Genomic DNA, 25,390 nt, shown 5'->3' with positions numbered 1-25,390 from the left:
CGAGTAAATGCCCAACTACGGAATGCCCGGAGTGGCGGCCACCCGCCGCGGCACCCGCCTCACCGGCGGGATCATCCTGGGCCTCATCGCGGCCGTGGTGCTCGCCACGGTGACCTACCGCAACCTGCGCACCGACGACCGCCTGCACGTCTCGCTGCACACCGAGCAAATCGGTGACGGCATCGAGAGCGGTAGCCAGGTACGGGTCGACGGGGTGACGGTCGGCTCGGTCGCGGCGGTGGCGCCCGGAACTCGCGGCACCCAGCGGATCGAGCTGGCCCTCGACGAATCCCGGCTGCACGGTATCGATTCGAGCCTGACCGTCGACTACGCGCCGACCAACCTGTTCGGGATCAGCGAGCTCGAGCTGCGTCGTGGTCCCGGTGGCGAGCCGTTGCGCGCCGGTCAGGTCCTGGATCTGACCGGGCCGCAGGGCGATCGCGTCTACGACGCCACCATGAGCGCCATCCTGCGCGGCATGTCGCAGGTGGGGATGACCGTGATGAGCCCGCGGATGGCGACGGTGATCGCTCGGGTGGCCGCCGACCTGAAATCGTTCACGCCGCTGCTGCAGGCCCTGATCACGGTGGCACAGACGATCGCCGACAACCAGACGATGGCGCCCTCGGACCTGCTCGGCCGACTGGGTCCGGCCTTCGAAGGCGGCGGGCAGTTCGCCGGCGCCACGATGGAGGTCATCGACCAGATCCGCGACATCCGGATCACCCAGGTCGACAAGGAACGCTACGACATCGGGGTCGGCGTCCTCGGCGGCCGCATCCTGCCCGCTCTCACCACGACCCTGAGTACCGCCGAGGACACCTTCGGCGAGACCACCGACATGCTGGCGCCGATGCTCGCGGCGCTGGCCCGGATGTCGACCACACCGCAGCACACCGGAGCCGCGTTGCGCGCACTGCTGACGAACATCGACGGCGCGATGCCGGCCGGGCCGGACGGTCCGGAACTCGATCTGGAGCTGGAGCTGCAATCGGTGCCCGCCATCGCGGTACCGCTGTTCGGGAACGGGGGGACGCGATGACCGCGCGCGGCGCCGCATGGCGGCTCGGTGTGTTCGCCACCGCGATGATCCTGGTGCTGGTGGCGGTGTTCACCCTGATCAAACGGCCGGTGGACGGCGAGACCCAGGCGCATGAAGTGCTGTTCACCGATGCCAACGGGCTCAAGGTGGGCAACGACGTCCGGATGTTCGGTGTGCAGGTCGGCAAGGTGGAGGGAATCCGGCTCGCGGGCACCCGGGCTTCCGTGCACATCACCGTGAAGACCGATACGCCCATCTACGACAACAGCGTGCTGGCCATCCGGTACCAGAACCTGACCGGCCAGCGCTATATCGACCTGCAGCAACAGCCGGTACCGGGAACACCGATCCCGGACGGCGCGCCGATCGGCACCGATATGACGGTGCCGTCGTTCGACGTGACCAGCCTGTTCAGCGGTCTGAAGCCGGTCCTGGCCACCCTGTCGCCGGCGTCGATCAACAAGTTCACCGAGAGCATGCTCGCGGTGATCGAGGGCGACGGTACCGGTCTCGGCCCCGCCCTGTCGGCCATCGATGAGCTGGCCCGATACGTCGACAACCGGCAGCAGGTGATCGGCACGCTGATCCGCAACCTGTCCGAGCTGGCGGACCGGCACGGCGGCCGGGTCGGGCACCTCGTCCCGTTGCTGGCCCGGCTCACCGACATCTTCGAGTCGATGCAGCGCAACATCGACGGGGTGGTCCGGTTCGCCGCCGCTGCTCCGCCGGTGCTGGCCCCGGTGGAACGGATGCTGACCGGGCTCGGCATCACCGAGGACGGCAGCGCCGATATCGACGCGCTGATCCGCAGCCTGTTCCCCGACCCGCAGCAGGCCGTCGAGGTCTTCTCCCGGGTTCCCGGCCTGCTGGGCACCCTGGACGCCGCCCTGCCGAGGAACGGGTTCGACTGCAGTAACGGCGCCGCCGATGTGCCGGTGCCGCTGCAGATCCTCATCGCCGGACAGGAGGTCACGGTATGCAACGGCTGAGCCTGTCCGGGTTGTTCCGCGAGCGTCGGGTGCTCGACGAACCCGCGAAACTCCGCCGGGAACTGCGCATGGGACTCATCGGGGTGGCCCTGGTCGTGGTGGTGCTGGCGGCGGCCGCGGTGCTGTACGTGGTGCCGTTCGGCAAACAGACCTATACCGCGGAGCTACACGAAGCCCAATCGGTGCGGGTCGGCGACGATGTCCGGCTGGCCGGGATCTCGGTGGGCAGCGTGGAATCGCTGGAGCTGAAACCGGACCGGGTGATCATGCGGTTCACCGTCGATTCCGATGTGTTCGTCGGCGACCGGACCTCCCTCGATGTCCGGATGCTCACCGTCGTCGGTGGCAACTACGTCGCGCTGTTCCCGGCCGGGGACCGGCCGCTGGGTGATCAGCCGATCCCATCGGATCGGATCCGGTTGCCCTACAGCCTGATCGAGACATTCCAGGAGGCGACCACGCCCTTGGACGAGATCGACGGCAATATCCTTCGGGACAACCTGGTCGCCGCGAACAGCGCCCTCGACGCGGCGCCGGAGAGCCTGCGCACCACCCTGGATGTCGTCGAGACCTACGTCGACGCGCTGAACCGGCAACGCGATCAGGTATCGAAATCCATTGCGATCCTGGACGAGTACATCACCATGTACGACGGCGCCAAGGCCGACCTCGGCCGGATGATGGACAAGGTCAACCTGCTCGAAGACGTGCTGCTGAGCAAACGTGCCGAACTCGCGGAGGCGGTGCGGCTGCTGGTCAGCGTCGTCCAGCGGGTCGCCACCCTCGCGCCGAGCTGGGACGAGACCCTGCGCCCCCGGGCGCAGGCACTGGCCGAAGCCTTGCCGCGCCTGCAGGAACTCGAACAGGGCATGACACCGCTCATCGACACCGTGCACCGCCTGCAGGACGATCTGAACAGCCTGGTGGTGCCCGGTTCCGGTGTCGTCGTAGACGATTCCGGCCGTGCGGTGTGCGTGCCGTTGCCCGGGAAGGCGTGCTGATGCGGAACAAGATCCTGGGCAGCCAGGCATTCATGTCGATCGCCGGTGCGGTCGTGCTGGTTGCTGCCGTGGTCGCGGGGTACTTCATCGCCTTCGATCCGATGAAGGAGACCCGCGCCTACTGCGCCCTGATGCCGGACGCGATCGGGCTGTATCCGGGCAATCACGTGACGATGCGCGGAATCACCGTCGGTGAGGTCACCGCCGTGCAGAACCAGGGTGCCCGGGTCCGGGTGGATTTCGCGGTCGACGCGGAGTATCCGGTGTACGCCGACGCGTCGGCCACCACGGTCGCCTTCTCCGTCGCGGCGGACCGCAACCTCGCGGTACTCAGCAGCGGAACGGACCGCACCGAATGGTCCGGCGGGTGCATCACCGACACCTTGACCCCGAAGAGTCTCACCGAGACGCTGACCGCACTGGCCTCGCTGTCGGACGAACTCACCGGCACCGATCCGGCGCAGCCGAGTCCGCTCGCCGACGGATTGGCCGCCATCGACACCGCGACCACCGGCGCCGGCCCGCGGATCAACGCGCTCGTCGAAAAGCTGGGTGCCGCACTGAACTCGCCCGACGCCGATATCGCGCACCTGGCCGGTCTGTTCGACGCCTTCGCATCGGTGTCGAACCGGGTGGCGGCCAACTGGGGCGATCTGCGGTCCATGCTGACCCGGCTGGCGCCACTGCTCGATATGGCCACCGACGATCTGCTCGGCCCCGCCATCGGGCTGTTCGACGGCCTGCGGGAGGTACTGCCGATGTTGAACGACCTCACGGTGATCCTCGGTGACCCGCTGCTGCGGGCACTCGACGATTCGGTGCCGCTGGTGCGGCTGCTGCAGTCCGAAGTCGGTTCGCTGCGCGATATCGTCCTGATGATGCCTGCGCTGACCAGTGCTTTCCGGACCATCGCCGGTCCGGACGGCGGCACCGCGATCACCTATGCGGCACCGCAGCTACCACTGGGCGCCGATCAGGCCCAGCAGGTGTGCGCTGCGGTGAACGACCTCACCCCCGGCGGGTGCCCCGATCCGGCTGCGGGCCCCACCGGCATCGATCTCGTACCCCTGGTACTCGGAACGGCAGGTGCCCGCTGATGCTTCGGAAGCGAACACACCGCACGATCCTCGGCCGCGGCGCCGTCGCACTGGCCTGCGCGGCCGCGCTGGCAGTGGGCGGCTGCGGATTCGACCCGGCCGACGTGCCGGTGCCCGGGTCCACTGTCTCCGGCCCGACCTATCGCATCGGCATCGAGTTCGCCAGCGCGCTGAACCTGCCGGCCAAGTCGAAGGTGATCGCGAACGGTGCCCAGATCGGCATCGTCGATGCGGTCACCGTCGTCCCGCCGGCCGCGGCGCCCGCCGGTCGGGGCGGCTATGTGCTGGTCGAGGCCGATATCCGGCAGTCGGTGCAGCTGCCCGAGAACACCGTCGCCGAACTGCGCCAGGACACCCTGCTCGGCGATATCCACGTGGCGCTGACCACACCCGCCGACGGGTTCGGCACGCTGCTCACCGACGGCGACACCATCGGCATCGACCACACCAGGACACCGGTGCAACTGGAGGACACCATGGCCACCATGGCGATGTTCGTCCAGGGCGGCGCCATCGGGCAGCTACAGGACATCGTCAACCGGGTGAATTCGGTGCTGCCGGAGGACCCGCGCCGGACCGCGCAGATCGCCGCCACCCTCGGCGCCGACGCCGCCGACTTGGCCGCCAACCTGGATCGGGTCGACCTGCTGGTCGACGGCCTCGCCTCGAACGCCGAGGTCATGCACGATATCCCGGACGAGCTGACCAACATCCTGACGCCCGAGGCGGTGACCGCGTTCACCGGAACACAGGAATCGATCGGCGGGGTGATGGAGGTGTTCGCGGCACTCGGACCCACCGGCGAATCACTGGCCTGGCTGGCACCACTGGCCGAATCCGGCGATGCCGCGGTCCAGGCGTTCGTCCCGCTGGCGACCGGCGGCCCCGATCTGCGGTCGCCGGCCAATACCGCGTTGCTGATCGCGTTGCTGCGCGACAAGGTCATTCCGTTCGCCGAGAACGGGCCGAAGGTGAACATCACCGGGGCGCGGATCGCCGATTCCGCAGATCCGGCGGGCGACCAGCTGGCCCAGCTCGTCCAGGTCCTGCGCATGATCGGAGCGGTGCGATGAAGATCGGAACCCTGGCCTCGCTCGGCGGCATCGCCGCCATCACCGTGCTGGGCGCGAGCTACCTGACCTTCGGGGTGGTGCGGGCCGACCCGTTCGCCGACTACACCCGGGCGTCGCTGGTGCTGCAGAACTCCGGCGGCGTGAGCCCGGGCTCACCGATCCTGCTCACCGGCATCGAGATCGGCGAGGTGACCGCGGTGGACAACACCGCGGCCGGGGTCCGGGTGGACTTCCGGTTCGGCGCCGAACACGAGCTGCCGGTGGACAGCACCGTCACCGTCGAGCACCTCTCCTCGCTGGGCGAACCGTATGTGCAGTTCGCACCGGAATCCGGCGACGGTCCCTACGTTCACGACGGTCAGCGGCTCGCCGGCGAGCAGGTGCGCACTCCGGTATCGATTCCCGATGTGGCCCGGATGGTCACCCGCACGGTGAACCAGCTGGACCCGGCGGTGGTCGGTTCGCTGGTCGACACCATGGCGGTGGCGCTGGACGGTACCGAGGACTCGATGCCCCAGCTGGCCCGGTCCGGCGAACTGCTGGCCGCGACCATCATGAGCCGATCCCCGGCGATCGCCGAACTGCTGAACAACTTCCAGTACGTCGCTCAGGACATCGAGTGGGCCGGACCGGCGACCTCGGCCGCCGCCCCCAGCTTCGTCCGGTTCAGCAAGACCCTCGATGAGTTCGTCGAATCGGTCGGCCGGCTGGCCACCGACAGCATCGACCCGCAGGATTATCTGGCCGAGGGCGGCCTGGTTCCGTTCCTGGAGCGATTGACCGCCTGGCTAGAGCAGCACGGCCCCGAGCTGCGCGAGCTGCTGCCCGGCCTGCGTCCACTCACCGAGGCGGTGACCGACAGCGCTACCCGGATCGACCTGGGTGCCCTGGTGGATCAGGCGCTGGCCGATACCGATGCCGACTCCATCCGCGTCCGGGTCGCAATCAAGTGAATGTTCGGCAACCGCTGGATATAGCGGTATGCCCTGGCCAGGAGGTCTGAGTTGGATCCGGTGAGCAGGGCAGCAATCGTGCGGTAGCCTGCAGACCGGAGCAAGTCCCGGTTCCCGCGGCAGAGGCGGTTGCGATGGAGCAGTCCGAGGACGGCCCCGCACCGGGGCCGGAGAATACCCGGGTACTCGCGATTGCCGCGGTACTGGTCGCGGTGCTCGCCCTGGTGGTCGCGGTCGCGCTGATCATGTGGTTCCAACAGGGTGAGGAAGCCGAGGACAGCTCGGAACCGGCCACGACCACCGGCTCGTCCGCTACGCCCGGCTCCGCCACGGCGGTGATCGGCGCCGCCTTCGGTGGCCGGGACGGCCCGCCGTGGCCGGCTCGGCATATCGGTGGGAACTGCTCGGCCGGCGGGATCACCGCGCGGTGGGAACTGGTGGCCGACAGCTGGCAATGCACACCCGCGCCACCCTCCGAGACAGCGGCCCCCGCCCCACCTCCGCCGCCCCCTCCTCCACCACCACCACCACCGCCACCGGTGCCGGTGTACGAACCACCGCCGGTCTACGAGCCTCCGGTGAACGTCCCGGTGGCTCCGGCCCCGCCGCCACCTCCGCCGCCTCCGCCCCCTCCACCTCCTCCGCCACCTCCTCCGCCGCCACCTCCACCGATCCAGCTGCCGTTCCCACTGCCGCCGATCGTGTTTCCCCCGGCAGCCGCAGCCGTCGACTGATGCGAGATGCGTAGCCAGGCATGAATGCTCGGGGTGCAGGCAGGCGCCGATCCGGTACTCCGCGGCGCCGTCCACCGGTGCCGGTCTACGTGCAGCCGCTGTATGAGGTGCCTCCGGTCAAGGTTGCGTTCCGGCTGCGGCCGTGGGCTTCGCGGCCGCCGACTGATCCGGGCGGCGTGTCCAGCGCAGGAATGCTCGGGGGTGTTGGTGGGTGTCGGCGGATCGGTCAGAGCTCAGGCGGTCGGGTGCCGGCCCGCAGGCTCCGGACGCACCGGTATCGGTTGTCCGCTCGGCGCATGCGCAGTGGTAGGCCCCGGCGCACCCACCGGATCACCCATCGGTCGCTGTCGGTGAGCCGCGCAGCAGGGCGCCCGCGAAAGTCGCTCGGATTCCACCTGCCGATGCAGCGGACCGCCGCCACCTACCCGCAGGACGGTCCGGATCAATTGGCACCGATTTGCCGGTGGCATGCACTCCGTCGTGGTCGCCGCGATCGTTGCCGGCTGCGTCGGCCGGTCGATCGGAGTCGGTGATCGCGTTCGGAGCGGCGCCGCCGGCCGTAATCGGGTGGCTGATCGGCCGGTGAGTTGCCGGGCGCGTCACGACCGGGGGCCGGGGGCCGCGTCGGCACACTGTTCGCATGGATCAGTTGGTGCTGACGCTCATCATCCTGTTCGCCGCCATCTTCGCCGAACCGCTCGGTGAACGGCTGCGGGTGGCGCCGTCGGTGCTGATGACGCTGTTCGGGCTCGGATTGGCGGTCATCCCGTTCGTGCCGGATCTGCGGCTGCCGCCGGAGCTGATCCTGCCGCTGGTCCTCCCGCCACTGCTGTATGCCGCGGCCCGGCGGACCTCGTGGCGGCAGTTCGCGGAGAACTGGCGCCCGATCGCGCTGCGCGCCTTCGGCCTGGTGATCGCCACCGCCGCAGCCGTCGCTGCGATATTCCATGCCTGGTTCCCGGGGTGGCCGATCGCGGTCGGCGTGGTGCTCGGGGCGATGGTGGCGCCACCCGATCCGGTGGCCGCGGAATCGATGGCGAGCCGGCTCGGCCTGCCCAGGCGGCTCAATGTCATGCTCAGCGGTGAAGGACTGTTCAACGACGTCACCGCGATCGTCATCTACACCGTCGCCGTGCAGGCGGTCGTCACCGGAACGTTCTCCACCCAGAGCGCAATGGTCGAGTTCCTGGTCGCCGCGAGTGTCGGCGGCGGTGTCGGGGTGGCGACCGGGTGGCTGGGCAGCAAACTGACCGCCCGGCTGGACAACCCGGTCTGGCAGGTCGCGTTGGGGCTGCTGCTGCCGTTCGCGGCCTATGGGCTCGCCGAGCATTGGCACGGGTCGGCGGTCCTGGCCGTGGTGGTCTGTGCCCTGTACCTGACCGATGCGGTCACCGAGATCGGCGATCGCGACTATCGCCTGGTGGCGGATTCGTTCTGGGACATCACCGAAGTCTTCATCACCGGATTCGCCTTCGCCCTGATCGGGCTGGAGATGCGGACGGTGCTGGCGACCACCGGCAAGGGCTGGCCCAGCCTGCTGGGTGTGACGGCCGCGGTGATCGCGGTCGTGGTGCTGCTGCGCCTGGCCTGGCTGCTGGTCAGCTGGGCGGTCGGCCGCCGGTACTGGTTGCGGGTCGAGGCCGAACAGCCCTACACCTGGCGCGAAACCCTGGTGACCTGGTGGTGCGGGATGCGCGGCGTCGCCACGGTCGCGCTGGCGCTGGCAATCCCGTACTTCACCGATGCCGGAACCGAGTTCCCCGGCCGCGCCGAGGTGTTGTTCATAGCGTTCGCCCTGGTGCTGTTCACCCTGCTGGTGCAGGGGCCGACCCTGCCGCTGATGGTCCGGATCACCGGGGTGCACGCCGACACCAAGATGGAACGCCACCTGGAGATGCAGTTGTGGGCCCGAGTCGTGCGGGCCGAACTGGTCGAACTGGACCGGGTCGCCGAACAGGAGGGCCTGCCGGACGAGGCCTACCGCAATCTGCGCGACAGCCTGATGCGCCGTTCCGCACGGGCGGATCCGGAAGCCGCCGATGCGGGGGAGAAGGCCACTCTGGAACGGGAGCGCCGGATGATGGTCCGGGCCCACGACCTGAGAGCCGCCATCGTGGAAGCCGGTCGGCGGGAGGCCCAGGCCGCCCGCCGGGAACCCGGGATGCCGCCGGACGTCGTGGACCGGGTGACCCGCCGGCTGGACCTCGGTGCCGGCAACTGACCCGCCGAACGCCGGTGCCGCCCGGCGGGGCACGGCACACTGGTGCCATGACCGACAGCACCCGTACGCGCACCGATCGGGCGGATCCGTCCGCCACCGAACATCTCGACGTCGTCATCGTCGGGGCCGGGTTGTCCGGGATCGGTGCCGCCTACCGGCTGCAGACCGAGTGCCCGGACAAGTCCTTCGCGATCCTGGAGGCCCGGGACCGAATGGGCGGGACCTGGGATCTGTTCCGCTATCCAGGAGTTCGGTCCGATTCGGACATGTTCACCCTCGGCTATCCGTTCGCGCCGTGGCGCGATGCCGAATCGATTGCCGCCGGTCCGGCTATTCTGCGCTATCTGCGCGAGACCGCAGCCGAACACGACATCGAGTCCCGGATCCGGTATCGGCACCGGGTGCTCGCCGCCGACTGGGTCTCCGATGCCGCACACTGGCGGCTGACTGTCCGTGGGGACCCCGGGGAAGCGGTTCTGACCTGCAATTTTCTGTATATCTGTGCCGGGTACTACGACTACGAACGGCCGCATGCGCCGGACTTCCCCGGCCTCGACGAATTCGCCGGCGAGGTCGTGCACCCGCAGTTCTGGCCAGAGCAGCTGGACTACCGGGGCAAACGGGTGGTGGTGATCGGCAGCGGCGCCACCGCGGTGACCCTGGTGCCGGCGATGGCCGAGGACGCCGAACGAGTGACGATGCTGCAGCGCAGCCCCACCTGGATCAGCGCGGTCCCCGGCCGGGACAAACAGGCCGACCGGATCCGGGAACTGCTGCCGGCGACGCTCGCCCACCGGGTGGTCCGGATCAAGAACATCCTGTTCAACATCGGCTTCTATCAGTACTGCCGGCGGCGCCCCGCCGCGGCCCGGGCCCTGCTCACCCGGCTCACCACCCGGATCCTGAAGGATCCGGACCTGGTCGCCGAGCACTTCACCCCCGACTACGACCCGTGGGATCAGCGCCTGTGCGCCGCGCCGAATGCCGACTTCTTCAAGGCGATCAAGAAGGGCCGGGCCGACGTGGTCACCGACCGGATCGATCGGTTCGTTCCCGACGGGGTGACCTTGTCCTCCGGGACGACGCTGCCGGCGGACATCGTGGTCACCGCGACCGGGTTGCGACTGCTCGCCCTCGGCGGCATCCGGCCCTCGGTCGACGGGGTGCCGGTCGATCTCGCGGAGCAGTTCGTCTGGCAGGGCGCCATGCTCACCGGCCTGCCGAACCTCGCGATCTGTATCGGTTACACCAACTCCTCCTGGACCCTGCGCGCCGATCTCACCTCGCGACTGGTGTGCAAGGTGCTGCGGCATATCGACCGCAACGGTGGCACGCCGGTGGTGCCCCGGCCGCGGGGCAGGCTGGCCGCCCGCCCGCTGCTCGATCTGCAATCCGGTTATATCCGCCGGTCGATCGCTGACTTCCCGCGGCAGGGTGATCGCCGGCCGTGGCAGGTGCGGCAGAACTACCTGCTGGATTCGCTCGTCGTCCGGGGCACCGGGCTGCGCCGCACACTGCGCCCGGCTGACCGGCGCGTTTCCGATCTCACCCACAACGGGTGAGGTGCGATCCGGGGTGCGCTCCCTACCGTCGGTGCCAAGTGCCGTCGTGGCACGTCGGTGAACTGACGGAAAGGTCGAGACGATGACGAATCAGCCCGACATGACCCAGGCGCAACCGCCCCGGGAAGATCATTCGTTGCGCGACGGGTTCGCCGCGGGCGCCTCCATCGGCGCCGGCATCCTGCTCCTGGTCATCGGTGTTCTGCAGATCCTGCAGGGCATCTCGGCGGTCGCCGAGGACGATTTGATCGTGGTGGGGCCGGAATACATCTACCAGTTCGATCTGACCACCTGGGGCTGGATCCACATCGTGCTCGGTGCGGTCGTGGTGATCTCGGCGATCGGGCTGCTCGCGGGCCAGATGTGGGGGCGGATCATGGCGATCGTGCTGGCCTCGCTGTCGATCGTCGCCAACTTCCTGTGGCTGCCGTACTACCCCTGGTGGTCGGTCCTGATCATCGCACTGGACATCGTCGTGATCTGGGCGGTGTGCACCTGGGATCCGCGCCGGGTCTGAGTTCATCGGCCGGCCGGATCCCGGTCCAGGGCAACGCCGAGATGTTCACACAGTCGCTCGCCGAGGTCGGCGAGCGACTGTGTCTGTTCCGGGGCCAAACCGTCGAAGACCAGATCACCGACCGCCTGCCGATAGGCCGGGGTAGCGGCGGCCAGCTTTCCGGCACCGGCTGCGGTCAGTACCGCGTCCATCCCGCGTCGCGAGCGGGACACCCGGCGCTCGACCAGGCCGGCCCGCTCCAGTTTGGAGACGACGTGGGACAGGCGGGAGATCGAGCCGTGGCCCCGGGTGGCCAGCTCGGACAGGCGCATCCGCCGGCCGGGCGCCTCCCGGAGTACCGCAAGCACCCGGTACTCGAAATGGGTCAGGCCGAACTCGCGTTGCAGGAGCGAATCGAGCGCCGCCGGTAGCAGAGTGGATACTGCGACGAGGGCAGACCACGCTCGACGTTCGGTGGTACCGAGGTCACCGGGCACTGGACCACCCCTCCGTTGTGTAGCTGGAAGTTAGCTATGGGGACATGACTGTAGCCCGGGTGTGTAGTGGGTGTCTACGTCTCTGTTCGGGGTGTCGGCTGCAGTCGGGGCGGCAATTATGCCGTCTGACCAGGCGATTTGACTTCGTTCTCGATCATGCGTAACTTTATTCGAGTCAGAGCGACACGGACTCCGACCCGGAGCCGAACGCGGCCTTGAACACAGGGTACGCGACGGTGCGGGAAAACGAGGTAGGACGATGAGCGCCTGACGATCACACTGGTTGATCCGGGACCCGATTTTGTGTCGGGGACTGTGGTCGGCTAAGCTTCGGAAAGTTGCTTCACTGAGGCACCGGATTCGGTTCGGGTGTTCTCGGTGTGTGCGTGTGTTCTTTGAGAACTCAATAGTGTGTCGATGAATGTCAGTGCCAAATATTTTTTGGTTCCGATGCTTGCACCCCCGTGTGGGTGTCGGACATTTTTTGTCAGCTAATTTCCGGCTGGCGTTTTGCTAGGTTTTCGGACTCTAGTTAGATACTGCTGATTCACCTTCGGGTGTTTCGTGAGTCTTCAACGGAGAGTTTGATCCTGGCTCAGGACGAACGCTGGCGGCGTGCTTAACACATGCAAGTCGAGCGGTAAGGCCCTTCGGGGTACACGAGCGGCGAACGGGTGAGTAACACGTGGGTGATCTGCCCTGTACTCTGGGATAAGCCTGGGAAACTGGGTCTAATACCGGATATGACCATCTCTCGCATGGGGGTTGGTGGAAAGATTTATCGGTACGGGATGGGCCCGCGGCCTATCAGCTTGTTGGTGGGGTAATGGCCTACCAAGGCGACGACGGGTAGCCGGCCTGAGAGGGCGACCGGCCACACTGGGACTGAGACACGGCCCAGACTCCTACGGGAGGCAGCAGTGGGGAATATTGCACAATGGGCGGAAGCCTGATGCAGCGACGCCGCGTGAGGGATGACGGCCTTCGGGTTGTAAACCTCTTTCGACAGGGACGAAGCGAGAGTGACGGTACCTGTAGAAGAAGCACCGGCCAACTACGTGCCAGCAGCCGCGGTAATACGTAGGGTGCGAGCGTTGTCCGGAATTACTGGGCGTAAAGAGCTTGTAGGCGGTTTGTCGCGTCGATCGTGAAAACTCGGGGCTCAACTTCGAGCTTGCGGTCGATACGGGCAGACTTGAGTACTTCAGGGGAGACTGGAATTCCTGGTGTAGCGGTGAAATGCGCAGATATCAGGAGGAACACCGGTGGCGAAGGCGGGTCTCTGGGAAGTAACTGACGCTGAGAAGCGAAAGCGTGGGTAGCGAACAGGATTAGATACCCTGGTAGTCCACGCCGTAAACGGTGGGTACTAGGTGTGGGTTTCCTTCCACGGGATCCGTGCCGTAGCTAACGCATTAAGTACCCCGCCTGGGGAGTACGGCCGCAAGGCTAAAACTCAAAGGAATTGACGGGGGCCCGCACAAGCGGCGGAGCATGTGGATTAATTCGATGCAACGCGAAGAACCTTACCTGGGTTTGACATACACCAGAAAGCCGTAGAGATACGGCCCCCCTTGTGGTTGGTGTACAGGTGGTGCATGGCTGTCGTCAGCTCGTGTCGTGAGATGTTGGGTTAAGTCCCGCAACGAGCGCAACCCTTATCTTATGTTGCCAGCGCGTTATGGCGGGGACTCGTGAGAGACTGCCGGGGTCAACTCGGAGGAAGGTGGGGACGACGTCAAGTCATCATGCCCCTTATGTCCAGGGCTTCACACATGCTACAATGGTCGGTACAGAGGGCTGCGATACCGTGAGGTGGAGCGAATCCCTTAAAGCCGGTCTCAGTTCGGATCGGGGTCTGCAACTCGACCCCGTGAAGTTGGAGTCGCTAGTAATCGCAGATCAGCAACGCTGCGGTGAATACGTTCCCGGGCCTTGTACACACCGCCCGTCACGTCATGAAAGTCGGTAACACCCGAAGCCGGTGGCCTAACCCCTTGTGGGAGGGAGCTGTCGAAGGTGGGATCGGCGATTGGGACGAAGTCGTAACAAGGTAGCCGTACCGGAAGGTGCGGCTGGATCACCTCCTTTCTAAGGAGCATTCTCCATCCACGCCCCGAGTTGTCGGGGAGCGTGTGGTGGCAGAGCCGTTTAGTCTCCGATCGTGGGACTGCGGAGCTCATGGGTGGAACACTGATATGTGCCTCGGGTGTGGGTCGGTCCTGTGTGGCTGGTCTTCGGGGATTGTAGTCGGCACACTGTTGGGTCCTGAAAGAACAGGCGTTCTTTCTAGGCAAGAAACGATCCGCCAGGGTCTCTCGTGATACCGGTTCTCCGTGTGGAGGGTGTTCGGTCCGGGGTGTGTGGTTCTGGTGGGTGTGTTGTTTGAGAACTGCACAGTGGACGCGAGCATCTTTGTCTTTGTAAGTGTTTAAGAGCGTTCGGTGGATGCCTTGGCACCAGGAGCCGATGAAGGACGTGGGAGGCTGCGATATGCCTCGGGGAGCTGTCAACCGAGCTGTGATCCGAGGATTTCCGAATGGGGAAACCCAGCACGAGTGATGTCGTGTTACCCGCATCTGAATATATAGGGTGTGTGGAGGGAACGTGGGGAAGTGAAACATCTCAGTACCCACAGGAAGAGAAAACAATATGTGATTCCGTGAGTAGTGGCGAGCGAAAGCGGATGAGGCTAAACCATGTGTGTGTGATAGCCGGCAGGCGTTGCATGTGTGGGGTTGTGGGGTTGCTCTTCTCATCACTGCCGTGGTGAGCGTCAGTCAGAAACCGTTGTGTTAGGTGAAGTGGCCTGGAAAGGTCTGCCGTAGAGGGTGAGAGTCCCGTAACTGAAAACATGGCGGCTGGCGTGAGTGATGCCCGAGTAGCAGCGGGCCCGTGGAATCTGCTGTGAATCTGCCGGGACCACCCGGTAAGCCTGAATACTACCTGGTGACCGATAGCGGACTAGTACCGTGAGGGAAAGGTGAAAAGTACCCCGGGAGGGGAGTGAAATAGTACCTGAAACCGTGCGCTTACAATCCGTCAGAGCCGACTTGTTTGGTGATGGCGTGCCTTTTGAAGAATGAGCCTGCGAGTCATCGGTGTGTGGCGAGGTTAACCCGTGTGGGGTAGTCGTAGCGAAAGCGAGTCCGAAGAGGGCGTTGAGTCGCACATTATGGACCCGAAGCGGAGTGATCTACCCATGGCCAGGGTGAAGCAGCAGTAAGATGTTGTGGAGGCCCGAACCCACTTAGGTTGAAAACTGAGGGGATGAGTTGTGGGTAGGGGTGAAAGGCCAATCAAACTCCGTGATAGCTGGTTCTCCCCGAAATGCATTTAGGTGCAGCGTCGCATGTTTCTCGCCGGAGGTAGAGCTACTGGATGGCCTAGGGGGCCTACAAGCTTACCGAAGTCAGCCAAACTCCGAATGCCGGTGAGTGAGAGTGCGGCAGTGAGACTGCGGGGGATAAGCTTCGTAGTCGAGAGGGAAACAGCCCAGATCGCCGGCTAAGGCCCCTAAGCGTGTACTAAGTGGAAAAGGATGTGGGATCGCTGAGACAACCAGGAGGTTGGCTTAGAAGCAGCCACCCTTGAAAGAGTGCGTAATAGCTCACTGGTCAAGTGGTCCTGCGCCGACAATGTAGCGGGGCTCAAGTACACCGCCGAAGCCGCGGCACTCCAACATATACATTCCCTTCGGGGCAGTGGTTGGGGTGGGTAGGGGAGCGTCCTGTAGCCGTGGAAGTGGTGGAGTGATCCAACTGTGGAGGCTATGGGAGTGAGAATGCAGGCATGAGTAGCGAAAGACGAGTGAGAAACTCGTCCGCCGGATGACCAAGGGTTCCTGGGGCAGGTTAATCCGCCCAGGGTGAGTCGGGACCTAAGGCGAGGCCGACAGGCGTAGTCGATGGACAACGGGTTGATATTCCCGTACCCGTGTATCCGCGCCCAATGGCGAATCATCTGTGCTAAGTGTCCTGAACCGGATCTATCACCTTCGGGTGGAGTGATGGGGATGCACACGACCCTGGGTGTAGTAGTCAAGCGATGGGGTGACGCAGGAAGGTAGCTGGGCCAGTCAGTGGTTGTACTGGTGTAAGCCTGTAGCCCGAACCATAGGCAAATCCGTGGTTCTTGTGGGTGAGAGGTGATGCGTAGCCGTTGTGGTGAATTCAGTGATCCTATGCTGCCGAGAAAAGCCTCTAGTGAGTTGGTACACGGCCCGTACCCCAAACCGACACAGGTGGTCAGGTAGAGAATACCGAGGCGATCGAGAGAACTGTGGTCAAGGAACTCGGCAAAATGGCCCCGTAACTTCGGGAGAAGGGGCGCCCGATCCGGTGAACCGACTTGCTCGGGGAGCTGGGTTGGGTCGCAGAGACCAGAGAGAAGCGACTGTTTACTAAAAACACAGGTCCGTGCGAAGTCGTAAGACGATGTATACGGACTGACGCCTGCCCGGTGCCGGAAGGTTAAGAGGACCGGTTAGCGACCTTTTGGGTTGCGAAGCTGAGAATTTAAGCCCCGGTAAACGGCGGTGGTAACTATAACCATCCTAAGGTAGCGAAATTCCTTGTCGGGTAAGTTCCGACCTGCACGAATGGCGTAACGACTTCTCTGCTGTCTCGACCACAGACTCGGCGAAATTGCATTACGAGTAAAGATGCTCGTTACGCGCGGCAGGACGAAAAGACCCCGGGACCTTCACTATAGCTTGGTATTGGTGTTCGGTACGGTTTGTGTAGGATAGGTGGGAGACTGTGAAGCGGGCACGCCAGTGTTTGTGGAGTCGTCGTTGAAATACCACTCTGGTCGTATTGGGCTTCTAACTTCGGACCATGATCTGGTTCAGGGACAGTGCCTGGTGGGTAGTTTAACTGGGGCGGTTGCCTCCTAAAGGGTAACGGAGGCGCCCAAAGGTTCCCTCAGCCTGGTTGGCAATCAGGTGTCGAGTGCAAGTGTACAAGGGAGCTTGACTGTGAGACCGACAGGTCGAGCAGGGACGAAAGTCGGGACTAGTGATCCGGCACCGGCGTGTGGAAGCGGTGTCGCTCAACGGATAAAAGGTACCCCGGGGATAACAGGCTGATCTTCCCCAAGAGTCCATATCGACGGGATGGTTTGGCACCTCGATGTCGGCTCGTCGCATCCTGGGGCTGGAGTAGGTCCCAAGGGTTGGGCTGTTCGCCCATTAAAGCGGCACGCGAGCTGGGTTTAGAACGTCGTGAGACAGTTCGGTCTCTATCCGCCGCGCGCGTCAGAAACTTGCGGAAGGCTGTCCCTAGTACGAGAGGACCGGGACGGACGAACCTCTGGTGTGTCAGTTGTGCTACCAAGTGCATTGCTGGTTGGCTACGTTCGGGAGGGATAACCGCTGAAAGCATCTAAGCGGGAAGCCTGTTCCTAGATGAGGTTTCTCACCACCTTCGAGTGGGTAAGGCCCCCTACAGATGATGGGGTTGATAGGCCGGAACTGGAAGCGCAGTAATGTGTGTAGGTGACCGGTACTAATAGGTCGAGGGCTTATAAAAGATGAAGGTGTTACGCGTCCACTGTGTGGTGTCTGAAACAACACACGAACCATTGCTGGGGTCCGGGATGTTCCGGGTCCGGCACACTCCCTCGTTGGGGGGTGTGGTGGTTTGTTGGATAGTTTCATAGAGTTACGGCGGTTTTAGCGGTGGGGAAACGCCCGGTCCCATTCCGAACCCGGAAGCTAAGGTCACCAGCGCCGATGGTACTGCACTCGACAGGGTGTGGGAGAGTAGGACACCGCCGGAACATACATTCACGATAGGGGACCCAGGTTTGGGTCCCCTATCGTCGTTTCGGGTCCCAGTGATCCGAAATGATGGCCCCTGGAAACCCTTTTGGGATCCCAGGGGCCATTGTCGTATGCGCGTATCAAGTTCCGGCCGGTGCACCGGCTCGCGGTGTGCTGTCTTGCGCGGCGATCGCTTCGCCCAGGTCGGCTACCGCCCGGCGGATCGTTTCGCCGTAGCCGTCGTCGTCGAGTTCACCCAGTACGGCGCGGGCGTCGGCCAGGGTGTCGGCGGCTGCTCGGAAGGATCCGAGCCGGCGATAGTCGTCGGCGAGATTCAGATACAGCGACGGGAGGAAACCGGCTGCACGCAGGCCGGGGTCATGGGCGGCAGCCCGGGCATCCGTCAGTGCGATACCGGCGTCGAGCGCGCGAATGTTCCAGGTCAGCGCCAGGGCCGGATCGTCGTACAGGTCGGCCAGGTAGTGTGCCAGCGTGCATCGGTGCAGGGGATCGCCGTCGGTGCCGATCCGCTGCCAGAGCTTCTGCAGATGATCGATGGCGTCGGCGGGGTGGCCGGAGCGGCCGAGGGTGATCGCCTCGCCGATGCGGTCCATGGTTTCGTCGGCCGACATCAGCGCCCTTCCGTTCCGTGTGCCCGAGTATCCGTAGCCGGCTCGGCCATGGGCATGACCAGGGTGGTGAGGTCGCCGTCAGTGGCGGACCGGACCACGATCGGCTGATCCGGTGCCGCGATCTCGAGGACCACCTCGGGGCCGACGGCTGCGTCGGCGGCGGCGAACAGCCGGTGCGAGGCACACCAGAATTCGATATCGGATCCGGTGCCGCGTACTTGTGCCGGGATCCGGATCTGCTCGCCGGTTGTGGACGTGACCGCGAGCTCGTCCGGTGTCCAGTGGCAGTGGACCACCTCGGCATCGGTGAGCGCGTCCAGCAGCAGTGTGCGGGGCAGGACCAGACGCGCCGACGGTGGGGCGAGCCCGGCGATCATCGCTCGGTAGTCCGGGTACTCGACCTCTTCGAGGATCGGCAGCGGCCGCAGCGTTTCCTCGGCGGTGAGCCGGAGGGAATCCGCATGCACGGTCAACCGGACCCGGTCGCTGGTATCGAAGGCACCGGCGAGGGAAAGCAGGTCGGCAGCCGGCACGATCGCGGTCCAGTTTCGGGCCGGAGGCCGATCCGGTACCAGCGAGCGGGTACTCAGCCGATATCGGTCGGTGGCGGTGAGTACGACGCCCTCCGGGCCGGCTTCCAGGTAGATGCCGGTGAGTACCGGGAATTCGGAATCGGCTGCGGCGGCCGGCGCGACGGCGCGCACCGCCGCCGCGAGGTCGGCGCCACGGAGCCACACGGCGGTCCCGGACGCCTCCCGGAGGCCGTGTTTGACCTGCGCGGATACCGCGGCTGCCCGCTCGGCGCGGCGGGCCAGCTCGTGCACGTGGGTGTCGAGGAGTTGTTCCGCGGTCTCGGCCGGACCGGTGAGGACCGTGGTGACCGTGTCGAGCGGGAGATCGATCTCGCGCAGCCGACGTAGCAGGATCGCCGACTCGACCTGGGTGTTCGCGTAGTAGCGGTACCCGGTGTGCGGATCCACCGTCGAAGGTCAACGCCGGCACAGCACAATCCACCGCCCGATAAGTGCGAATCACAGACTTTTCAGAAAACGGCACACCGAACCGGGCGCTCGGTCACCATATTGGCCAGTGTTGCTCGTAGCGGCCGGTCGGGCCGCTCCCGCCAGGAGGTCGCGACATGGACAGGCCTTTTCCCTTCGCAGCTGCCCGCCATGGCGCCCTACGGCTCGCGCTCGGCTCCGTGGCGTGCACCGCGGTGGCCGTGGCCGCAACGCCTGCCATGGCGCAGCCGTTCGAAATACCGGCCGGGTTCACCGACGAGGTGGCGGTCATAGCCAATCAGGCGCTGCGGACCCTCGACGCTGCCCGCCCGGATCTCGGGGTCCCCGACGACTACGGCCCCGATACCGCGATCGTGGTGCTCGGCTTCGGCCTGCTGCCGGACGGTTCCATGCGGCCGGAACTGAATGCGCGGCTGCACGCCGGGCTGATCCAGGCGTTGATGTCACCGCATTCACCGGTCGTGGTCACCGGTGGCAATCCGCGCAACGGGGTGACCGAAGCGGAGGCGATGGCGGACTGGCTGGCGGCGCGTGGCATCGCCCGGGACCGGATCCATATCGAGGATCGCGCGGCGTCCACCGTGCAGAACGCCCTCTTCTCCGCCCGGCTGCTCGAGCTGTTGAACATTCATCGCGCCGTGCTGATCACCTCCACCGACCACCTGGATCGCGCCAGGAACGACTTCGACCATGCGGGCGTACCGGTGGTGGCGACCATGACTCCGGACCGGGTGCCGCTGTGGGCCCAGCCTTACGGCACCGAGCGGTAGCCGATCGCCGAGCCTCGCGGTGCGCGGCAACCGGGGCTACGATTCGCCTGGATCGACCCGCCGGCACCCCGGGTGCGTGGCCGAAACGGCCGGTGCGGGCACTGCGGAAAGGACAGGCGATGGATCGACCGGCATGGGCGCCCGACGGTGTGGATATGCAGCAGGCCAGCCCGGCCCGGATGTACGACGCGCTCCTGGGCGGGTCGCACAACTTCGAAGTGGACCGACAGGCGGCATCGATGGCGGTCCAGCTGGTGCCCGACCTCCCGCGGCTGGCGTTGAGCAACCGCGCGTTCCTGCGTCGTGCGGTGCGGTTCTGCCTGGATGCCGGTATCCGGCAGTTCCTGGATATCGGCTCCGGGATCCCGACCGCGGGCAATGTGCACGAGATCGCGCAGGAGCTGGATCCGGGCTGCCGCGTGCTCTATGTCGATATCGACCCGGTGGCCGTCGCCCATGCGAAGGCCATCCTGGGCGGCAACGGCAAGGCCGGGGCACTGGAAGCCGATCTGCGTAAACCGGACGAGCTGCTGCAGGCGGTGCGGGCCTCCGGTCTGATCGATCTCGACGAGCCGGTCGGCCTGCTGCTGGTGGCGGTGCTGCATCTGGTGCCGGACGACGAGGATCCGGCCGGGTTGGTGGCGGCCCTGCGTACCGCCCTGCCGACCGGCAGCCATCTCGCACTGTCGCATCTTTCATCGGAGCAGCGGCCCGACGATGCCGGTAAGCTCGGAGCTCAGGCGACCGATCGGACCCGGGTGGGAATCCATTTTCGGTCACAGCAGGCGATCGCGGCCATGTTCGACGGGTGGGAGCTGGTCGATCCGGGCGTGGTGGAACTGCCGTCCTGGCGGCCCGAGTCCGAACAGGACCAGCACGAGAAGCCGGGCAATTCGCTCGGTATGGCAGGGGTGGCGACCAAGGCGCGGTAGCCGGGCCCGGACGACCGGGTGATGGAGTGGGATGGCAGGTGTGAACCAGGTGTTGGGGTCGCGAGAGCTGGCAGGCCGGTGGGCCGACGCCCTCGACGGCATCGTGGCGCCCACTCTCACCCGGTCCGAGGTGACTGCGCTGCTCACCGGGATGTGTGCGGAACTCATCGTCACCGTCCGCACCGGCGGAGCGTGCGATGTCGCCTCCCGTGCGGCGCAGGCACTGGTGGCGGCGAACTACCGCGATCCCGCCGCCGTCGGTAGGTCGGTGCGTATCATCTGCACCGATTTGGTGGAAGCCGCCGGGGCAGGAGCCGATGCCGGGCCCGAGCTGCGGTGCCGCGCCGTGGACCTGGCTGCAGAGTTCGCGGCGGCCTTCACGGGGGCGCTGCGGACGACCGCGCTCGCGGAACAGGAGACCACCCTGGCTGCGGCGCTGGTCGCGGCCCGCGAGGCCGAACAGCGGCGGCAGCTCTCGGAAGCCCGCTTCGCCGCCGTGTTCGCTGGTGCCTCGGTGGGCATCGGGGTGATCGATCGCACCGGGCACGTGCTCGATGCCAATGCCGCCATGGCGGAGATGCTCGGCCAGGAGCCGACGGCGCTACCGGGGCGGACGGTGGCCGACATCCTCGGCCCGGCGAACCTCAACGACGCATTCGCACAGCTGCAGCGGATGTTCACCGGTGAGATCGACCGGTTCCGGACCGAGACCCAGCACACCAGGAGCGACGGCACGCTCCGGTGCATCGATCTGTCCATGTCCGTGGTGCGCGACGCCGACGGACAGCTGCGTTTCCTGATCGGGGTGGCCGTGGACGTCACCGAGCGTAAGGAACTGGCCGACCGGTTGTGGCACGACGCCAATCACGACGGGCTGACCGGCCTGCCCAATCGCGGACATCTGTTCGACCGGCTGTCGGTCACCACGACGCCCATCGGGGTGTGCTATCTCGATCTGGACGGGTTCAAGGAGATCAACGACCTCTGGGGGCACGGGGTCGGTGACCGGGTACTGCGAATCGTCGCCGACCGGCTGCGCGCGGCGGTCCCGCCGGAGAGTGGGCTGACCGCGCGGATCGGCGGCGACGAGTTCCTGGTCGTCCTCGATGACTGTGCCGGCGCGGCCGAGCTGGAGAAGGTCGCGGACACCCTGTTCGCCAGCTTGACCGCGCCGATGCGGGTCGAAGGCCGCGTCGTAGCGGTCGGGGCGAGTATCGGTTCGGTGTATTTCACCACTCCGCCGGCGGCCGTCGACGACCTCTTGCACGCCGCCGATGCGGCCATGTATCGGGACAAAGCCGGCCGTACGGCGCCCGGTCCGCGCAGCCGGACCCGCTAGCCGGGCCGATCCGAGGGATCTTGCCGTCGGCGATCCGGTAGTGTGACCGGGTCGTTCCACCTACCGTCCGGCCGACCTGGCCCGGCCGGTAGTGCGTTCTGCTCCACCAGTTCTCGAACAGCAGTTCTCGATCCGTCGTAGTACAGCCAGAGAGAGTGAGCGAAACATGAGGGACATCGTCGTCACGAGCCTCGCGGCGACCACATCGATCGCCGGTGACGTGGATTCCACCTGGAAGGGCCTGCTCAACGGCGAAAGCGGGATCGACCGGCTCGACGACCAGTTCATCGACCAGTTCGACCTGCCGGTGCGGATCGGCGGCCACCTGAAGGTGGATCCGGCCTCCGCCCTGACCCGCGACGAAGCTCGGCGGCTGTCCTACGTCGAGCAGATGGCCGTGGTTCTGGGCCGGGAGGTGTGGCGCAATGCCGGTAGTCCGGAGGTCGACGCAGATCGGCTCGGGGTTTCCATCGGTACCGGGCTGGGCGGGGCCGAATCACTGATCTACGCCCGGGACAAGCTGGACAACGGCGGATACCGCAAGGTGTCGCCGCTGACGGTGCAGGCGATCATGCCGAACGGTCCGGCAGCCTGCGTCGGCCTGGAACTGGGCGCCCGGGCGGGAGTGGCCACCCCGGTATCGGCGTGCTCGTCCGGCTCCGAGGCGATCGCCAACGCCTGGCGGATGATCGTGATGGGTGATGCGGACATCGTGGTCACCGGTGGCGTCGAAGGGTCGATCCAGGCGGTGCCGATCGCAGCCTTCACTCAGATGCGTGCCATGAGCACCCGCAACGACGATCCGAAGGCGGCGTCGCGTCCGTTCGACGCCGACCGCGACGGGTTCGTCTTCGGTGAGGCCGGTGCCCTGATGGTGCTCGAGACCGAGGAACACGCCGCGGCCCGCGGCGCCACCGTGCACGCCCGGCTGCTGGGCGCCGGGGTGACCTCGGACGGATTCCACCTGGTGGCACCGGATCCGGACGGTACCGGTGCCGCTCGCGCCATGACCCGCGCGGTGCAGACCGGTGGGCTCACCCCGGCGGACATCACCCATGTCAACGCGCACGCGACGGCCACCCCGATCGGGGACACCGCGGAGGCCCGGGCGATCGGCAGCGCTATCGGCAACCACGCCTCGGTGTATGCGCCGAAATCCGCACTGGGGCATTCGATCGGGGCGGTCGGCGCGCTGGAGTCGGTACTCACCGTGCTGAGCATTCGCGACAGCATCGTGCCGCCGACCCTGAACCTGCAGAACCAGGATCCGGAGATCGACCTGGACGTGGTGTCGGGCTCGGCCCGCAGCGGCCGCATCGACTACGCGGTGAACAACTCCTTCGGATTCGGCGGGCACAACGTCGCCATCGCCTTCGGCCGTTACTGATCGATACAGGGGACACATTGATCGGCGAGACCTTCGACGACTATCTCGACGAGAACGGCAGGATCACCATTCCGGGCGACCGGACCCTGATCGATTTCGTCGACAAACACAGCGAAGCCAACGGTGACGAACTCGCCTACCGCTTCATCGACTACTCCCGGGAAAGGGACGGGGAATACCACGAGCTGACCTGGCGGCAATTCGGCGTACGTTTGCGGGCCGTGGCCGCTCGCCTGCAGCAGGTCTGCCGCCCGGGGGACCGGGTCGCGATTCTGGCGCCGCAGGGCCTGGACTATGTGGTGGCACTGTTTGCTTCGGTGTATGCGGGCAACGTGGCGGTGCCGCTGTTCGACCCCGAGGAACAGGGCCACAGCGACCGGTTGCGGGCCGTGCTGGCCGACTGCGAACCGGCCGCGGTGCTGACCGTCGGTTCGGCGGCGGCCGGGGTGCGTGAGTTCTACCGGGACCGGGCCGCCGCGCATCGGCCGCGGATCATCGCCGTGGAGGCGATACCGGACAGCGTCGGCGGTAGCTGGCGGCGACCGCAGATCGACGCCGACAGTGTCGCCTATCTGCAGTACACCTCGGGTTCCACCCGGACTCCGGCGGGAGTGGAGATCACGCACCGTTCGGTCGGCACCAACCTGTTGCAGATGATCGATGCGATCGGGATCACCGAGAACGCCCGTGGGGTCACCTGGCTGCCGTTGTTCCACGATATGGGCCTGTTGACGGTGATTCTGCCGACCATCGGTGGCAAGTTCATCACCATCATGTCGCCGAGCGCCTTCGTGCGGCGGCCGTACCGGTGGATCCGGGAACTGGCCGCACAGTCGGACGGGGCGGAAATGTATTCGGCGGCCCCGAACTTCGCCTTCGAGCATGCGGCGGTCCGTGGGGTTCCCAAGGCGGGCGAGGAACTCGATCTGAGCAATGTCATCGGCTTGATCAACGGCAGTGAGCCGGTGTCGGTCGACTCGATGAACCGGTTCACCGAGGCCTTCGCGCCCTACGGGCTGCCCAAGACCGCGATCAAACCGTGTTACGGGATGGCTGAGGCGACCTTGTTCGTGTCCGCGACCCGGCGCGAGGATCCGGCCCGCGTGGTGTACGTGGACCGCGCCGAATTGGGTGCCGGCCGGATGATCCCGGTGGGTGAGGACGCGGAGAATTCGATCGCCCAGGTGTCCTGCGGCTATGTGGCGTTGTCCCAGTGGGCGGTGATCGTGGACCCGGAGACCGGATTCGAACGCCGCGACGGCGAGGTCGGCGAGATCTGGCTGCACGGCGACAATATGGGCATCGGGTACTGGGGTCGTCCGGAGGAGACCACCGCCACCTTCGGCAACCGGCTGATCGCCCGGCAGCCGAACGGCAGCCATGCCGCCGGGACCGAGGCCGACGCGTCCTGGATGCGCACCGGTGACCTGGGCGCCTACCACGACGGGGAGCTGTTCATCACCGGCCGGGTCAAGGATCTGGTGATCGTCGACGGGCGCAACCACTACCCGCAGGACCTGGAGTACTCGGCGCAGGAGGCGAGCAGTGCGCTGCGGCCGGGGTTCGTGGCCGCATTCGCGGTGTCGGCGGCGGAGTTGCCGGCGGCGGCCGGGTCCGGGGAACAGCTGGTGCTCGTCGCCGAGCGGGGGACCGGGGCGGCGAAGCTGGACCCCGGCCCGATCACCGAAGCGGTGCGCTCGGCCATCGCCCGCCGGCACGGGGTGACGGTGCGGGATCTGCTGCTCGTCCCCGCCGGGTCGATTCCGCGCACGTCCAGCGGCAAGATCGCCCGGCGGGCCTGCCGGACCGCCTATCTGGACGGCACGCTGCGCGGCGGGCATCGGCAGCAGGCATTCCCGGATGTGGCGGTGTCGTGAGG

General features: G+C 66.1%; 18 protein-coding genes and 3 rRNA genes. 18 read left to right on the top strand and 3 right to left on the bottom strand.

Annotated elements, in window-relative coordinates; all coding sequences use genetic code 11:
* The first annotated feature begins 7 nt into the window (after positions 1-7).
* The 10 genes from AC1HFH_RS21680 to AC1HFH_RS21635 all read left to right on the top strand — a co-directional run bounded on the left by AC1HFH_RS21680 (position 8) and on the right by AC1HFH_RS21635 (position 11,189).
* Positions 8-1,042, top strand: a complete 1,035-nt coding sequence (locus tag AC1HFH_RS21680; RefSeq protein WP_480244618.1) for an MlaD family protein — start codon at positions 8-10, stop codon at positions 1,040-1,042.
* Complete coding sequence (locus AC1HFH_RS21675) at positions 1,039-2,031, top strand: MlaD family protein (RefSeq protein ID WP_480244617.1); 993 nt, start codon at positions 1,039-1,041, stop codon at positions 2,029-2,031. Before AC1HFH_RS21680 ends, AC1HFH_RS21675 begins: the two co-directional genes overlap by 4 nt.
* The gene (locus AC1HFH_RS21670) at positions 2,019-3,032 is read left to right on the top strand and encodes an MlaD family protein (RefSeq protein ID WP_480244616.1); all 1,014 of its coding nucleotides are present in this window, start codon (positions 2,019-2,021) and stop codon (positions 3,030-3,032) included. Before AC1HFH_RS21675 ends, AC1HFH_RS21670 begins: the two co-directional genes overlap by 13 nt.
* Positions 3,032-4,129 carry an MlaD family protein gene (locus AC1HFH_RS21665; protein ID WP_480244615.1) on the top strand — a complete coding sequence of 366 codons (1,098 nt, stop codon included), beginning with the start codon at positions 3,032-3,034 and terminating at the stop codon, positions 4,127-4,129. Before AC1HFH_RS21670 ends, AC1HFH_RS21665 begins: the two co-directional genes overlap by 1 nt.
* On the top strand, positions 4,129-5,202 hold the full coding sequence (locus AC1HFH_RS21660) for an MlaD family protein (RefSeq protein ID WP_480244614.1): 1,074 nt from the start codon (positions 4,129-4,131) through the stop codon (positions 5,200-5,202). Before AC1HFH_RS21665 ends, AC1HFH_RS21660 begins: the two co-directional genes overlap by 1 nt.
* Positions 5,199-6,155 carry an MlaD family protein gene (locus AC1HFH_RS21655; protein WP_480244613.1) on the top strand — a complete coding sequence of 319 codons (957 nt, stop codon included), beginning with the start codon at positions 5,199-5,201 and terminating at the stop codon, positions 6,153-6,155. Before AC1HFH_RS21660 ends, AC1HFH_RS21655 begins: the two co-directional genes overlap by 4 nt.
* A gap of 134 nt (positions 6,156-6,289) precedes the next feature.
* Positions 6,290-6,889 (top strand): hypothetical protein, encoded by a 600-nt coding sequence (locus AC1HFH_RS21650; RefSeq protein WP_480244612.1) that lies wholly within the window; start codon positions 6,290-6,292, stop codon positions 6,887-6,889.
* 640 nt (positions 6,890-7,529) lie between these two features.
* On the top strand, positions 7,530-9,110 hold the full coding sequence (locus AC1HFH_RS21645; protein WP_480244611.1) for a Na+/H+ antiporter: 1,581 nt from the start codon (positions 7,530-7,532) through the stop codon (positions 9,108-9,110).
* Positions 9,111-9,157: 47 nt separating this feature from the next.
* Positions 9,158-10,672: a flavin-containing monooxygenase gene (locus AC1HFH_RS21640; protein ID WP_480244610.1), complete on the top strand. Its 1,515-nt coding sequence runs from the start codon at positions 9,158-9,160 to the stop codon at positions 10,670-10,672.
* A gap of 100 nt (positions 10,673-10,772) precedes the next feature.
* Positions 10,773-11,189, top strand: coding sequence for a DUF7144 family membrane protein (locus tag AC1HFH_RS21635; RefSeq protein WP_480247937.1), 417 nt, complete (start codon positions 10,773-10,775; stop codon positions 11,187-11,189).
* Between the two features lie 2 nt (positions 11,190-11,191).
* Here AC1HFH_RS21635 and AC1HFH_RS21630 read toward each other — a convergent pair whose 3' ends face one another.
* A complete protein-coding gene (locus tag AC1HFH_RS21630; protein ID WP_480244609.1) occupies positions 11,192-11,665 on the bottom strand; it encodes a MarR family winged helix-turn-helix transcriptional regulator in 474 nt (157 codons plus the stop codon).
* Positions 11,666-12,237: 572 nt separating this feature from the next.
* Between AC1HFH_RS21630 and AC1HFH_RS21625 the strand changes: the two genes are divergently transcribed.
* The 3 genes from AC1HFH_RS21625 to rrf all read left to right on the top strand — a co-directional run bounded on the left by AC1HFH_RS21625 (position 12,238) and on the right by rrf (position 17,446).
* Positions 12,238-13,756 (top strand): 16S ribosomal RNA (locus AC1HFH_RS21625).
* Between the two features lie 330 nt (positions 13,757-14,086).
* A 23S ribosomal RNA gene (locus AC1HFH_RS21620) occupies positions 14,087-17,196 on the top strand.
* A 133-nt stretch (positions 17,197-17,329) separates the two neighbouring features.
* Positions 17,330-17,446 (top strand): 5S ribosomal RNA (gene rrf / locus AC1HFH_RS21615).
* Together the 16S, 23S and 5S rRNA genes form the textbook arrangement of a ribosomal RNA operon.
* Positions 17,447-17,569: 123 nt before the next feature.
* Here rrf and AC1HFH_RS21610 read toward each other — a convergent pair.
* Positions 17,570-18,061, bottom strand: a complete 492-nt coding sequence (locus tag AC1HFH_RS21610; protein ID WP_480244608.1) for a hypothetical protein — start codon at positions 18,059-18,061, stop codon at positions 17,570-17,572.
* Positions 18,061-19,041 (bottom strand): DNA polymerase III subunit beta family protein, encoded by a 981-nt coding sequence (locus AC1HFH_RS21605; protein ID WP_480244607.1) that lies wholly within the window; start codon positions 19,039-19,041, stop codon positions 18,061-18,063. Before AC1HFH_RS21605 ends, AC1HFH_RS21610 begins: the two co-directional genes overlap by 1 nt.
* Before the next feature lie 158 nt (positions 19,042-19,199).
* Here AC1HFH_RS21605 and AC1HFH_RS21600 point away from each other — a divergent pair, with 158 nt between their 5' ends.
* From AC1HFH_RS21600 to fadD32, 5 genes are all read left to right on the top strand, one after another.
* Positions 19,200-19,853, top strand: coding sequence for a YdcF family protein (locus AC1HFH_RS21600; RefSeq protein ID WP_480244606.1), 654 nt, complete (start codon positions 19,200-19,202; stop codon positions 19,851-19,853).
* Between the two features lie 119 nt (positions 19,854-19,972).
* Positions 19,973-20,785 (top strand): SAM-dependent methyltransferase, encoded by an 813-nt coding sequence (locus AC1HFH_RS21595; protein ID WP_480244605.1) that lies wholly within the window; start codon positions 19,973-19,975, stop codon positions 20,783-20,785.
* A gap of 31 nt (positions 20,786-20,816) precedes the next feature.
* The gene (locus tag AC1HFH_RS21590; protein WP_480244604.1) at positions 20,817-22,124 is read left to right on the top strand and encodes a diguanylate cyclase domain-containing protein; all 1,308 of its coding nucleotides are present in this window, start codon (positions 20,817-20,819) and stop codon (positions 22,122-22,124) included.
* A 166-nt stretch (positions 22,125-22,290) separates the two neighbouring features.
* Entirely contained in the window at positions 22,291-23,511 is a 1,221-nt protein-coding gene (locus AC1HFH_RS21585; RefSeq protein ID WP_480244603.1) for a KasA/KasB family beta-ketoacyl-ACP synthase, read from the top strand.
* Positions 23,512-23,531: 20 nt separating this feature from the next.
* Positions 23,532-25,388, top strand: a complete 1,857-nt coding sequence (fadD32, locus tag AC1HFH_RS21580) for a long-chain-fatty-acid--AMP ligase FadD32 (protein WP_480247936.1) — start codon at positions 23,532-23,534, stop codon at positions 25,386-25,388.
* Positions 25,389-25,390 lie beyond the last annotated feature (2 nt).

It is taken from the genome of Nocardia sp. KT25-26, from assembly GCF_056627695.1.
Note: the sequence above shows the minus strand (reverse complement) of the source record. Positions and strands in the feature narration are given on the sequence as shown.